This is a genomic window from Pedobacter albus (genome assembly GCF_036324255.1).
Lineage (GTDB): Bacteria > Bacteroidota > Bacteroidia > Sphingobacteriales > Sphingobacteriaceae > Pedobacter > Pedobacter albus.
Genome location: NZ_JAZDQT010000001.1, coordinates 691,485 through 703,480, shown reverse-complemented (window position 1 = coordinate 703,480; position 11,996 = coordinate 691,485). Strand labels below are relative to the sequence as shown.

Here is an 11,996-nt window from a genome sequence, read left to right as displayed (position 1 = left end):
CCATGAACTGGATACACAGACAATTGTTAAAACTGAGGCTCTATTCTTTATTTATCGAATGGACCAAAGTCTGTGTATTACCTGGTTTTAGCCCCTTGCCTCTTTATACCGTAGCCACTTTCTTTTTTAAGGAAATTGGCAAAGATACCTTGGTCAACAAAGCTTCGTCGTTAGCCTACAATTTTTTGCTGGCTATTTTTCCGGCCATTATCTTCCTGTTTACGCTTATCCCTTACATTCCGAAGCGGATTGGCTTTCAGGGCCAACTGATGGCACTCATTGCCCTGGTTTTGCCTGAAAATGCCTTTTTAGCTTTCGAAAACACGCTGAATGAAATCGTAAATATTCAAAACGGACGCTTGTTGTCTATCGGTTTTGTGCTATCGCTTTTTTTTGCCACCAATGGCGTACACAATTTGATGAAAGCCTTTAACAAGTCGTCGCTTATTGTAGAAACCCGCAGCTGGCTGAAGCGCAGGTTGGTTGCGGTACTTTTGACCGTGATTATTGCTTTCTCCGTAATTGTGTGCATTATCGCCATGGCGCTTGGAGAAATCCTGCTTACCTATTTAAAAAACGAGCTTCATTACAAGGGCAATCTCACTTCGTACGCCATCCAGCTCACGCAATGGACTTTACTGGGCACCTTGTATTTCCTCACGGTTTCTATCCTGTACCGTTATGGTCCGGCACACGCCAAGAAATGGAAATTCTTTAGCGCGGGTTCTTGGCTGGCCACTATACTCGCTTTTCTTACCATTTGGGGATTTTCCTTCTACATCAATAATTTTAGCGCCTACAACAAGATATATGGCTCTATCGGCACTTTAATCGTGGTAATGATCTGGCTTTACCTCAATTCGCTGATCCTGCTTATTGGCTTTGAGCTGAATGCCAGTGTAGATCTTTCTAAACGGAGCGTAAAAATTATCAGGCCAAATTTCAACCTGTTTAAGAAAAATATGCCAGTTGAAGAGAAACTGGAGAAGTCTTGATATTGTTTTACCCTTTAGAAATTAAGAGATTTTTGGGCATAGCTCTTGTTAGTGTTCCTCACTAATAGATATGATAAAGTTAAAGCAACGCCGATATTGTTTTTACCATTAAGAGATTTGTAAGTTGTGGCCCTTGGTGGTGTTTTTCACCAACAGATATGCGAAAGCTAATAGTTTTAACATTTAGGAATTAAGGCATTTCAGGCACGACCCTTGTTGGTGTTCTTCACCAATAGATGTGCGAAAGCTTATAGTTTTAACATTTAGGAATTAAGGCATTTGTAAGTTGAAGAGAAATTCGCCCTTGTTGGTGTTCTTCATCAACAAGCGGCAGTTGATCAAATTTAACAGGGCAAACCTGAAGAAAAATAAAAAGCCAATGAAACTTAAACAACACCTCTTCCTAGCGCTTATCATCACCATTTTGCTGACTATTGCGCTTATAGCTGGTCCCGGTGCCTCAAGTGGCTATGGAGGCTTATTCTTTCTCATGATCAGCCCTATCGTGTGGATTGCCTTTTTATTATGGGGACTCATTCTTCAATCGATCATAACCAAAAAGAAAGGGTTGCAGAATGTTACCTCCTACGCTATACTCACCTTGCTGATCATTGTAATGGTTCTCGCTGCCCTACTCACTTTTTCTAGCGATCCCGACATCCGGTCTATCAGTTACGAAGAAATTTTTCTTGACCGATTAACGCTTATCTTTTTCATAACCACCTCAACGGTTTATGGCTTGCTTTTTTGGCTGTTCCGAAAAAATATAGGCAAGGCCTAATCCCTAATTTTCAACTAAAGCCGGTATTTCTAGATTTTTTATCCTTTTTCTAAAAAATTTAAAATTTTCTGTCGACTTCATTTTCTTAAAAAACGGCCTTTGTTAAGCCGAGGTTAAAATTAGTTTAAAATTTTCTGCTTCATTTCTAGGCTATTAGCCCTACAACGCAAAAAAGATTACATCTGAGTTTGTAGAATTAATTAGAGTTTGTACTTTTGCGCCGGAGAGTTGGCAGAGTGGTCGATTGCGGCAGTCTTGAAAACTGTTGACTGTAACAGGTCCGGGGGTTCGAATCCCTCACTCTCCGCCAAAACAAAAAGCGTCTTAAAGACGCTTTTTTTATGCTCGAATCAATACACAACAAACTGATTATCAACAACAAAACAAAATCAGCCCCATAACAAATCAGCCAAAACAAAAAAATCCATTAAATTTTGGCAAGCCTGACTCGTTAACCCTTTTTCGTGCACATTCTTACAGTGTTTACCCCGGTACTGATCTCAATTGCGTAGGCGCTATGCCGTATTTCTTTTTAAAGGCAAACGAAAAATGCGACAGGTCTTCAAATCCAACTTCCAGGTAAACATCCTTCGCTTTTTTCTTTTTCTCCGCCAGATGATAATAGGCCAGCTCGAGCCGTTTATCAATCATCCATTTTTGTGGCGTTGTACTAAAATGCTTTTTAAAATCGCGGTTAAAGGTAGAAAGGCTCCTGCCAGTGAGATAACCAAGTTTTTCCAAGGGCAAGTTAAACATGAAGTTCTTTTCCATAAAACCGATCAGGTCAACTTTGCCAGGCTCATTAAAATTAGCCAATACATTATCCACATTCTGATCGATAGATCGGAGAATTGAAATAGCCTCGGTAATCTTCAACGAAGCTATTTCTTCCGGAAATTCGCCCCGTACATCAAAATAAGGGACGAGTGAGGCCATGCAGCTCTGCAACAAGGGATGATTGCTGAAACGGTATAAACGTTGCTCAGGAACAATTTTTTGGGGTAGCTCAACCTTCTCATAAAAATGTTTCAAACGTTCGGCAGACAAGTGCATCACTACCGTTTGATGAGGCAAGCCTCCTTTGGGATAATTGATAATGGTGGCCAATTGGTTGCGCGGAATCAGGAAAATATCGCCGGTTTCAAAATGATAGGTTTTGTCGGCCTGGATAATCTTGGTCTCGCCAGAAATGAACCATACCAGCATGTGGTCATCAAACATCAAGTCGGACTTGAAAAGCTTGTCTTCATAACTGGAAAGCTTGATTTCTTTGGTCAGGTATTTCGAGACGTGTTCCATATTGGTGTTTCTGTAAATATAAAAAAGATTTGTTGCGCTTTGCTATGCTAAAGGCCCTAGGCGCTTTGTCCACCGTCAATCAAAAATTCAGATCCTGTTATAAAGGCGGCGTCCTGGCTGGCTACGTAGCAAATTAGTTTGGCTACTTCGTTGGCCGTGCCGAACCGTTGCAACGGAATTGAATTTAGCATGAGCTGTTCAAGATTGTCGTTAAGCCCTATCTTCTGCATAATTTCGGTACTTACCGGTCCGGGACTTACCGCATTGACCCTGATTTTTCGGTCTGCGAGCTCTAGTGCCGCAATTTTCATCAAGGTATTCAGCGCCGATTTGCTTGCGGCATATACCGAAGCGGTTCTTGGCGAAATATGTGCCGAACTGGAAGACAGCAGAATTACCGAAGCATTGTTGTTGAGCAAGGGAATAAAGTTGCTCAGCGTAAAGAAAGCGCCTTTAAAATTGACGTTCATCACCTCGTCAAACAACTCTTCCGAGGTTGCTTCGATCAAGGCAGATTTGGTAATTCCGGCATTGACCAACATGATGTCCAGTTTCCCGAACCGATGGCCTACCCTTTCGGCTAGGCCTTTAATCGCAACCACATCAGACTGATCAGCCACCATGGCAATGGCATTCAGTTCAAGCGCAGCCTTTTCAACGGCTTCTTTTCTCCGGCCGGTTATAATTACGGTTGCTCCTTCGGCAATCAGCTCTTTGGCTGTTGCATAGCCTATGCCACTGTTCCCTCCGGTGATCAGGGCTATTTTTCCTTCAAATTTTTTCATGATGTGATGCTGTTAAAATTCAAAATATGCGCCTGCCAGTTCTTCGCTTAATTGCCAAAGCTTCTTGGCGCGATGTTCGTCGAGCGAGTAAGCTTTAACGCCTGAGGATTCGACAGAATCTCCAGTAGCCAATTTTGCTACTTCTACATCTTCGCAGTAAACGCCACCGATGTTATCGAGTAGCGGGCTTGTAGCACACCAAACGCTTGTTGCCGCGCCCTGCGGTATGGTTTTGAGCTGTGCGGCTACTTCTGGCTTCATGTTGCCGTCGGCATCGAGATAGCCCAGTTTTTGAAACTCTTCCAGCGAAGCCTCTCTGGCCAGTTCCGTGCCACCAATAGACCCAGGATGAACCGCATAGGCCCTCACCTTAAATGCTTTGGCCAGGTGGTCGAGTTGGAGCGAAAAAAGATTGGTTGCCGTTTTCGATTGGCCATAAGCCTGCAAGGTTTCGTATTCGCGATGCAGAAAATTCGGATCTTCAAAATTGAAATCGCCAAACTGATGGCCAAGCGAGGAAAGATTGATTACCCTGGCCCCATTGGCTTTTTTTAATGCCGGAAACAATTTGGCCGTTAGGTGATACTGTCCCAGGTAATTGGTAGCCAACTGCGCCTCAATGCCACGTGCATCTCTGCGCAAGGGCACCCACATGATGCCTGCGTTGTTGATGAGCAGGTGCAAGGGCTTTGCCGAGGCAATGAATTTGGCGGCAAAGGCGTCGATAGAATCAGGAGCCATAAAATCCATCGCTGCTATGGTTACCCCATTAATTCCGGCTAGATTCTGTTTCGCTTTCTCAACATCTCTTGCCAACACAATGACCGAAGCCCCGGCCTCGGCAAGTCTTTTTGTGGTTTCCAAGCCAATGCCTGTATTCCCTCCTGTTACGATTGCGGTTTTACCCGAAAGATTGATGCCTTCCATCACTTCTGCGGCAGTTGATTTGGCGTTAAATCCAGAACCTACTGGTTGCTGCAACGCCCCTTGATCATTACTTTGTCTCATTTTTTTATGATTTAAATGTTATAAGACAAAATTACCTTGGAATTGGCAAGACCGTTTTGTTGTAAATGTCAATTTACTTTGCTGAAAATGTCATATAGCAGGAAAGCATGGCCTTAAAAAAGCTACAGCATTAACCAGCCTCATAGCCGACTAACAATTGGAGAATCTGACAGGCTAATTTTAAGCCCTTAATCTTGTAAATTAAACTGAAGAAAGAAAGTAGTACCCGTGTCTTCTACACTCTTAAAATCGATGTGGCCTCCCAATTGCTCAACGAGTTCTTTGGTAATAGACAAGCCGAGGCCGGTCGAATTTTCGCCACTGGTACCTAAACGGTTGGCCAGCGTAAATTTCTGAAAAATATAAGGTTGGATAGCCAATGGAATACCCACGCCCGTATCGGCGATGGCGATGGTATATTGTTTTGCCTCGATTGCCAAAGAAAGGGCAATTTCTCCTCCCTGCGGGGTAAACTTCAAGGCATTGGATAGCAAATTATGGATAACACGGGCCAATTTTCTACGGTCGGTCGACACAAAATAAGGTTCTTGCGACACATGGTTCGCCAGTTTGATTTCCTTTAGGCTGGCATTGCCTTTTATTTCGGCTAAACAGTCGGCTAAAAAGCTACCGAGCTCTATTTTGTTTTTGCTCGCCGTACCATTGTTATTGCGTTCGGCAATGAGGATGTTGTTCAAGATTTCTGTTGCATGATCGCAAGCCTGTTGCGAATAAGCCAGCAGGGCTTTGTTCTCATCTTTTATGATATTCTGTCCGAGGAGCTCGTGCAAACCACTGATATTGGAAATGGGGTTTTTAAGGTCATGAACGATCTGTTGAACCGCAGTCCGCTGCATTTCTATCGATTGTACAAAATAATCGAGGATATCGTTTTTATGGATAATCCCAATCAATTTTCCATCATCGTAAACGGGCAGCGCATCTACCCGGCATTTCTTCATCAAATCGATTACCTCGGCCAATGGCTGATTGATATCGATTTTTGGTTTTTCCGACAAACAATCGATCACCAGGTTATACTGTTTGGTGGCCAAATCTTCTGGCGACAACAAACCCAGAGGCACGTTATCTTCCATTACAATTACCGCACCGCTTTCCTGAACCATTTTTTTGGCCATTACCGTTCCATCGTAGGCGCCCACGGTTTTAAATTCTCTTCTAAATAGCTGACTGATCATGTTCGATGTTCTAATTCAATATTATTGAGAGCAATATTAATTCGGCAATCGACCCTGATCAATTCTTCTTTTGATACAAAGGGGAATACTTTTTCCTTAAGTATGGCAATTAGGCGATCGACAGGAAGTTTGCGCAGGATTTTTTTATTCACAAAAATGGCTTCTACGTTGTCTTCGTCAATCGGAATGGTTTCAAAACCGTTGGGAATAAGCAGTTCGAAAGATCTTGAAAGGCCTATGCGCCCCTGCGCCCCATCCCTGCCCAAAATCAGGATGTCTTGAAATGGAGGCAATTTGATTTCCTCAAAGCTTAGGCTAACTGTATATTTAACGCCATCTTTCATAGAATTTATTTATTTTGGTTTTCCCGTGCCGGTTTCGCAAATATATCCCTAAATAGGTTCACCAAATCAAATGTAAAAATTATGAACATCCACCCGCTTCCAAAACCGGTTTTGGAGAATGTATAGCTTGTAGCGGCGCATTAAATTCGTTAAGTTTGGCCAAGCATGAAAAGAACAAGCATGAGCATCTTTATTTTGGCCATAACCACCATTGCCTGCGGCTTGATTGCAGGTTTGTTTTACAGCTATTCCTGTTCGGTAAATCCGGGCCTAAAAACCCTGACCGATTTCGGCTACCTATCGGCCATGCAGGCTATTAACCGTGCCATTCTCAACCCCGTGTTCTTTTGCAGCTTTATGGGCGCGTTGGTGCTGTTGCCTTTAAGCACCTATTTCAGCTATACGCCTGCGCCGTCAACAAGATTTTGGCTTTTGCTCAGTGCCAGCATCCTGTATATCGTTGCCGTTTTTGGCGTAACCGCCTTTGGCAACGTGCCTTTAAACGATGCCTTGGACAAATTTGACCTCAGCACGGCTACGCCCGAAGCATTAGCCAAACAAAGAGCCCTGTTCGAAACCAGCTGGAATGCCTTACATGCCATCCGTACCTGGGCATCGGCAGGTAGTTTTGTCCTAACGGTTTTGGCCTGCATTTTTAACCAAAGCAAATGATTGCCTATATTTGGACATGATTTACGCCAATAAAAAGGTAGCCGTAAAAACCAATATCGCCCAGCAAACTGCACAAATTATAGCCAATGTAAAGGAGCTGGAGGCCAAAAACCTGATCAGCTTTGCTGGTAACGAAGTATCGCTTTATCCTCAAATCTGGAAAGATAAGGCAACGGCACTCAACTGGATCAAGTGCCTTTACCTGTACTGTTGCCTCAAAAAGAAAATAAAAGACGGCAACCCGCTTTATTTTAAGCACATCGAAACCAATGAACCGCTAGGCAGCATGGTCAATAAAAAGCCCAAGGTTTTAATATTTGGTTAAATAACCGGCCGGTTTTGCCACTCTATCCGTTTTAATCCACAATAGTTGGTTTTTGTTAGTAATTAAGCCCAACTTATTACACAAATATTATCGTATAGCTAACTTAATGGTTGTATTTTTGTTTGTTTGATACCAATAACGGTTTTTGATCAAAATACATCAACCAGCGCTTATGCCTCAACAAAACAAAGCACCCCAAGGCAATATCTTATCTATCGATATCGGTGGCACCAACATCAAGGCTTGCATTCTTAGTCAGCAGGGCAAATTGCTAACCGATTTTAGAAAGACCCCTACGCCCAAAAAATCTACGCCACAGGCCGTTTTAGAGGCTATCGAAAGCCTGACCAAAGACTTGTCTGATTTTGGCAAGATATCTATCGGATTTCCGGGTTATGTTAAGCTTGGGATTGTACAAACTGCGCCAAACTTGGCACCAGACCAATGGAACAATGTAGACCTGGCCCAAAAGGTAAGCAACCTGTTTGGCAAACCCGTTCGCCTCATTAACGATGCCGACCAGCAAGGATTGGGCATTGTAAGTGGCAAAGGCTTCGAAATCGTATTTACCCTGGGTACCGGCTTTGGCACCTCATTGCTGTTTGATGGCGAATTGTTGCCCCATTTGGAGCTTTCGCACCTGCCTGTAAACAAAAAAGAAGACTACGACGACTATATTGGCGACAGAGGTTTTGAAAAAGTAGGCAAGAAAAAGTGGAACAAGCGTTTACAAAACATCATTGCCACTTATAAAACCGTATTCAACTATGATGTGTTGTATATAGGCGGAGGCAATTCAAGCGAAATCAACTTCAAGCTAGACGACAACATTAAACTGGTTTCTAACAAGGACGGCATTAAGGGCGGCGCCAAATTGTGGCAGGCCAAAGAAAAATACCATGTTCATACAACTTATCCCGATAAAAAATAAACACTGATGAAAGACATTAAGCTGCTCTTCTTGGATATTGGGGGCGTGCTGTTAAGCGATGGCTGGAACCACAAGGCCAGAATGGAAGCGGTAGAGCGGTTCGGATTAGACCCCATACCCTTCGAAAAAGACCATTCGGTAGCCTTTCCGCTTTTCGAAAACGGAAAATTAAACCTCGAGCAATATTTGGATTCGGTTATTTTTAACAAGCCACGCTCGTTTAGCAAAGCCGATTTCAGGGCGTTTATGTTTTCCAAATCAACCTTGTTGCCTCATTTCCTGCCTTGGCTCATCGAGTGGAAACAAAAAAGCCAGATCAGGGTGTTTGCCGTGAACAACGAGGGCAAGGAATTTAACGATTACCGGATAGACAAATTCGGGCTCGACCAGCTTTTCGATGCCTTCATTTCTTCTTGCGAAGTGGGCTATTCCAAACCCGATCCCTGCATCTTCAAACTCGCCTTGGGCATTGCCCATGTAGAACCCAAACATTGCCTTTATTTCGACGACAGGGCCATCCACGTGGCCATTGCCAAACAAATGGGCATTAATGCCTTTGTACACGAAGGCTTTGAACAAAGTAAAACAATTTTAGAAAGTATAAATCAATCCACACATGAATAACGATAAAACAGCACCCTACGCTTTCGGCATGGTTGGCTTAGGCACCATGGGACGTAATTTGCTCTTGAATATGGCCGACAACGGCTTTGCGGTAACCGGATACGATAAAAGCGAAAAGATGATCCAGATCTTTGAAGAGGATGGCAAAGCCCATAACCTCAAAGGGTTTTCAGACATCAAGGAATTTGTACAAAGCCTGCAAACCCCGCGAACCGTTATCCTTTTAGTGCCTGCAGGCCCTATTGTTGACAGTGTGATTTTGGAATTGGAACCACTTTTAGACAAAGGCGACATCATTATAGACAGCGGAAACTCGCATTTTACGGATACCAGCAGAAGATCGCTGGAATTGAAAGACAAAGGCCTGCACTTTTTCGGCATGGGCATTTCTGGTGGCGAAGAAGGCGCCCGATTCGGCCCTAGCTTAATGCCTGGCGGTGATAAAAAGGCTTATGCCGTAGTTAAGGATATGCTCGAAGCCGTTTCGGCCAAGGTAAATGGCGATCCCTGCGTAACCTATATCGGTCCGGGTGCTTCCGGCCACTTTGTTAAAATGACCCATAACGGTATCGAATATGCCATTATGGAATTGTTGGCCGAAACCTACGAAATCCTGAAAAACGGATTGAACTATGACAACCAGCAAATCCAAAAGGTATTCGACGATTGGAACAAAGGCCGTTTGCAATCGTTCTTGATGGAAATTACCAAAGACGTTTTCTTGTTCAAAGACGTCAAAACAGGCAATTTATTGGTCGATGAGATCAAAGATGAAGCCAAATCGAAAGGAACAGGCAAATGGACTTCGCAGGTGGCCATGGACATTGAAGTGCCTATTCCGACCATCGACGCCGCTGTGTCGACCAGGAACCTTTCTAAACTCAAAACGCTTCGTGTTGCGCTTGGCGAGGCTTTTGGTCCATCAAGCCCAATCAAAACCGAAGGCGATTTTATTGCGCACTTGGAAGAAACCTTCTATTTTGCCATGGTGGCGGCCTACGCACAAGGCATGCATTTGCTTACCCAAGCCTCTATCGAATACAAATACGAACTCAACTTGGCCGAGATTGCCAAAATATGGAGAGGTGGCTGCATCATCAGGGCCGAGTTTTTGGAAGACATTTACCAAGCTTACAGCAAAAACCCTGAACTGGCACATTTATATGCCGATCCGGCCATCCAAGCTAAGATTAAGCAGAGTTTAAAAGGTACGCGTACCGTGGTAAGCGCAGCAGTTGAAGCAGGTATTGGCATTCCGGCCTTTGCTTCGGCTCTTACTTATTTCGATACCTTAAAAACCGGTCGCATGCCTTCTAACCTCACCCAGGCCCAACGCGATTTCTTTGGTGCCCATACTTTTGAGCGAATCGACAGCGAAGGCATTTTCCATGCCGATTGGAACCAAAAAAACGACTAACAGAAGATAGCGAAAGCACAATATATCATGAACCCTTGTGGCCAGATCGGCGCACAATCGATTCATCCCAATTCAAAAAAAATGAAAAAAGCAAGTAATCTAAAACCAACCATATTTATCATTTTTGGTGGTACTGGCGACTTAAACAAACGCAAGCTGGCCCCTGCCCTGTACAATTTGTACACCGAGGGGTACATGCCCGAAAAGTTCTCCATCATCGGAACCGGAAGAACTGAATTTACTGATGAGAAATATCAGCAGGAACTACTCGACAGCATTAACGAGTTTTCGAGAAACGGCAAGGTAAAAGCCGATAAATGGGAAAAGTTTGGGGTTAACATCCACTATTGCCCGATTGACATTACCTCGCAAAAAACTTTTGAAGACCTGAAGGAAAACATCGAAAAATACAAGGCCGAATTTGGCGAAGATACCCAGGTGATCTATTACTTGGCTGTGGCGCCTAACTTCTTTCCGCTCATTGCCGAATGTCTCAAAAAATACAAACTAACCGGCAACGAAAGCAACAGCCGCATTGTGGTAGAAAAGCCATTTGGTCACGATTTGGAAAGCGCTAAAGAACTTAACCTCTTGCTGGATGGGATTTTTACCGAAAAGCAGATTTACCGCATAGACCATTACTTGGGTAAAGAAACCGTACAGAACATGATGGCTTTCCGCTTTGCCAACTCACTGTTCGAGCCACTTTGGAACCGGAACTATATTGACCACGTGCAGATTTCGGTAACCGAGCAATTGGGCGTAGGCGATCGTGGAGGCTATTACGAGGGTTCTGGCGCCTTGAGAGATATGATCCAAAACCACTTGTTGCAATTGTTGTGCTTGGTGGGTATGGAAGCGCCTATTTCTTTTGATGCCGACGAAATCAGGGATAGAAAAGTGGAGGTATTGAAAGCCATGCGTCCGTTTAAGCCTGAAGAAGTAAGCTACAATTCGGTGCGTGGCCAATATGGCAAAGGCTGGGTGGCAGGCAAGGAAGTACCGGGCTATCGCCATGAAAACGCCGTTGATTCGCATTCGAATACCGAAACTTTTGCGGCCGTTAAATTCCACATCGACAACTGGCGCTGGCAAGGCGTTCCTTTTTACCTCAGAACCGGAAAACGCCTGAACCAAACTTCTTCGCTGATTACCATTCAGTTTAAAGATGTACCGCACCATATTTTTTCTTCTAACGTGGCCGAAATCTGGCAACAAAACCGATTGATTATCAGCCTACAACCCGAAATGAGCATCCGCTTGCAGGTACAGGCCAAAAGGCCTGGCGTTGACATGGTGCTGAACCCTGTTGATATGGTGTTCGATTACAAAGGCACTTACGATACCGATACCCCCGAAGCTTACGAAACCTTGTTGTTGGATGCCATGGAAGGCGACCAGACCTTGTTTATGCGTGGCGATCAGGTAGAAGCCGCTTGGGAATTGGTGATGCCGATTATCAATACCTGGGAAAATAAAACTTCGCTGAACTTCCCTAATTATCCAGCCGACAGCTGGGGACCGGAAGAAGCCGAAGCCCTGATTGCAAGGGATGGTTTCCACTGGTTTACCCTACCCATCAAAGAAAAAGAATAACCCAACGTCATAGCGAGCCC

At 44.0% G+C, this 11,996-nt stretch carries 13 protein-coding genes and 1 tRNA gene; 9 read left to right on the top strand and 5 right to left on the bottom strand.

Going from position 1 to position 11,996, the window contains the following annotated elements; genetic code table 11:
• Positions 1-2 precede the first annotated feature (2 nt).
• The 3 genes from VRU48_RS02980 (at position 3) to VRU48_RS02970 (ending at position 2,086) form a co-directional block, all read left to right on the top strand.
• Positions 3-995: a YihY/virulence factor BrkB family protein gene (locus VRU48_RS02980; protein WP_330106436.1), complete on the top strand. Its 993-nt coding sequence runs from the start codon at positions 3-5 to the stop codon at positions 993-995.
• A gap of 379 nt (positions 996-1,374) precedes the next feature.
• Entirely contained in the window at positions 1,375-1,776 is a 402-nt protein-coding gene (locus VRU48_RS02975) for a hypothetical protein (RefSeq protein ID WP_330106435.1), read from the top strand.
• Positions 1,777-1,998: 222 nt separating this feature from the next.
• Positions 1,999-2,086 (top strand) — tRNA-Ser (locus tag VRU48_RS02970).
• A 173-nt stretch (positions 2,087-2,259) separates the two neighbouring features.
• On the opposite strand, the gene VRU48_RS02965 is transcribed toward VRU48_RS02970, so the two are convergent.
• The 5 genes from VRU48_RS02965 to VRU48_RS02945 form a co-directional block, all read right to left on the bottom strand.
• On the bottom strand, positions 2,260-3,075 hold the full coding sequence (locus VRU48_RS02965) for a helix-turn-helix domain-containing protein (RefSeq protein ID WP_330106434.1): 816 nt from the start codon (positions 3,073-3,075) through the stop codon (positions 2,260-2,262).
• A gap of 56 nt (positions 3,076-3,131) precedes the next feature.
• Positions 3,132-3,860 carry an SDR family oxidoreductase gene (locus VRU48_RS02960; RefSeq protein WP_330106433.1) on the bottom strand — a complete coding sequence of 243 codons (729 nt, stop codon included), beginning with the start codon at positions 3,858-3,860 and terminating at the stop codon, positions 3,132-3,134.
• A 12-nt stretch (positions 3,861-3,872) separates the two neighbouring features.
• Positions 3,873-4,868, bottom strand: a complete 996-nt coding sequence (locus VRU48_RS02955) for an SDR family NAD(P)-dependent oxidoreductase (RefSeq protein ID WP_330106432.1) — start codon at positions 4,866-4,868, stop codon at positions 3,873-3,875.
• Between the two features lie 188 nt (positions 4,869-5,056).
• Positions 5,057-6,067 (bottom strand): ATP-binding protein, encoded by a 1,011-nt coding sequence (locus VRU48_RS02950; RefSeq protein WP_330106431.1) that lies wholly within the window; start codon positions 6,065-6,067, stop codon positions 5,057-5,059.
• Positions 6,064-6,411, bottom strand: coding sequence for a hypothetical protein (locus tag VRU48_RS02945; RefSeq protein WP_330106430.1), 348 nt, complete (start codon positions 6,409-6,411; stop codon positions 6,064-6,066). Before VRU48_RS02945 ends, VRU48_RS02950 begins: the two co-directional genes overlap by 4 nt.
• 165 nt (positions 6,412-6,576) lie before the next feature.
• On the opposite strand from VRU48_RS02945, the gene VRU48_RS02940 reads away from it, so the two are divergent.
• From VRU48_RS02940 to zwf, 6 genes are all read left to right on the top strand, one after another.
• A complete protein-coding gene (locus VRU48_RS02940; RefSeq protein ID WP_330106429.1) occupies positions 6,577-7,083 on the top strand; it encodes an anthrone oxygenase family protein in 507 nt (168 codons plus the stop codon).
• Positions 7,084-7,099: 16 nt separating this feature from the next.
• A complete protein-coding gene (locus VRU48_RS02935; RefSeq protein ID WP_330106428.1) occupies positions 7,100-7,408 on the top strand; it encodes a hypothetical protein in 309 nt (102 codons plus the stop codon).
• A gap of 172 nt (positions 7,409-7,580) precedes the next feature.
• Complete coding sequence (locus VRU48_RS02930; protein ID WP_330106427.1) at positions 7,581-8,339, top strand: ROK family protein; 759 nt, start codon at positions 7,581-7,583, stop codon at positions 8,337-8,339.
• Positions 8,340-8,345: 6 nt separating this feature from the next.
• Positions 8,346-8,963, top strand: coding sequence for an HAD family hydrolase (locus VRU48_RS02925; protein WP_330106426.1), 618 nt, complete (start codon positions 8,346-8,348; stop codon positions 8,961-8,963).
• The gene (gndA, locus tag VRU48_RS02920; RefSeq protein WP_330106425.1) at positions 8,956-10,380 is read left to right on the top strand and encodes an NADP-dependent phosphogluconate dehydrogenase; all 1,425 of its coding nucleotides are present in this window, start codon (positions 8,956-8,958) and stop codon (positions 10,378-10,380) included. Before VRU48_RS02925 ends, gndA begins: the two co-directional genes overlap by 8 nt.
• An 81-nt stretch (positions 10,381-10,461) precedes the next feature.
• Entirely contained in the window at positions 10,462-11,976 is a 1,515-nt protein-coding gene (zwf, locus tag VRU48_RS02915) for a glucose-6-phosphate dehydrogenase (RefSeq protein WP_330106424.1), read from the top strand.
• Positions 11,977-11,996 lie beyond the last annotated feature (20 nt).

Bases quoted from the DNA above. Each gene is read 5' to 3' on its own strand.
- VRU48_RS02980 (WP_330106436.1), top strand. From the start codon at position 3: ATGAACTGGATACACAGACAATTGTTAAAACTGAGGCTCTATTCTTTA.
- VRU48_RS02975 (WP_330106435.1), top strand. From the start codon at position 1,375: ATGAAACTTAAACAACACCTCTTCCTAGCGCTTATCATCACCATTTTG.
- VRU48_RS02965 (WP_330106434.1), bottom strand. From the start codon at position 3,075: ATGGAACACGTCTCGAAATACCTGACCAAAGAAATCAAGCTTTCCAGT.
- VRU48_RS02960 (WP_330106433.1), bottom strand. From the start codon at position 3,860: ATGAAAAAATTTGAAGGAAAAATAGCCCTGATCACCGGAGGGAACAGT.
- VRU48_RS02955 (WP_330106432.1), bottom strand. From the start codon at position 4,868: ATGAGACAAAGTAATGATCAAGGGGCGTTGCAGCAACCAGTAGGTTCT.
- VRU48_RS02950 (WP_330106431.1), bottom strand. From the start codon at position 6,067: ATGATCAGTCAGCTATTTAGAAGAGAATTTAAAACCGTGGGCGCCTAC.
- VRU48_RS02945 (WP_330106430.1), bottom strand. From the start codon at position 6,411: ATGAAAGATGGCGTTAAATATACAGTTAGCCTAAGCTTTGAGGAAATC.
- VRU48_RS02940 (WP_330106429.1), top strand. From the start codon at position 6,577: ATGAAAAGAACAAGCATGAGCATCTTTATTTTGGCCATAACCACCATT.
- VRU48_RS02935 (WP_330106428.1), top strand. From the start codon at position 7,100: ATGATTTACGCCAATAAAAAGGTAGCCGTAAAAACCAATATCGCCCAG.
- VRU48_RS02930 (WP_330106427.1), top strand. From the start codon at position 7,581: ATGCCTCAACAAAACAAAGCACCCCAAGGCAATATCTTATCTATCGAT.
- VRU48_RS02925 (WP_330106426.1), top strand. From the start codon at position 8,346: ATGAAAGACATTAAGCTGCTCTTCTTGGATATTGGGGGCGTGCTGTTA.
- gndA (WP_330106425.1), top strand. From the start codon at position 8,956: ATGAATAACGATAAAACAGCACCCTACGCTTTCGGCATGGTTGGCTTA.
- zwf (WP_330106424.1), top strand. From the start codon at position 10,462: ATGAAAAAAGCAAGTAATCTAAAACCAACCATATTTATCATTTTTGGT.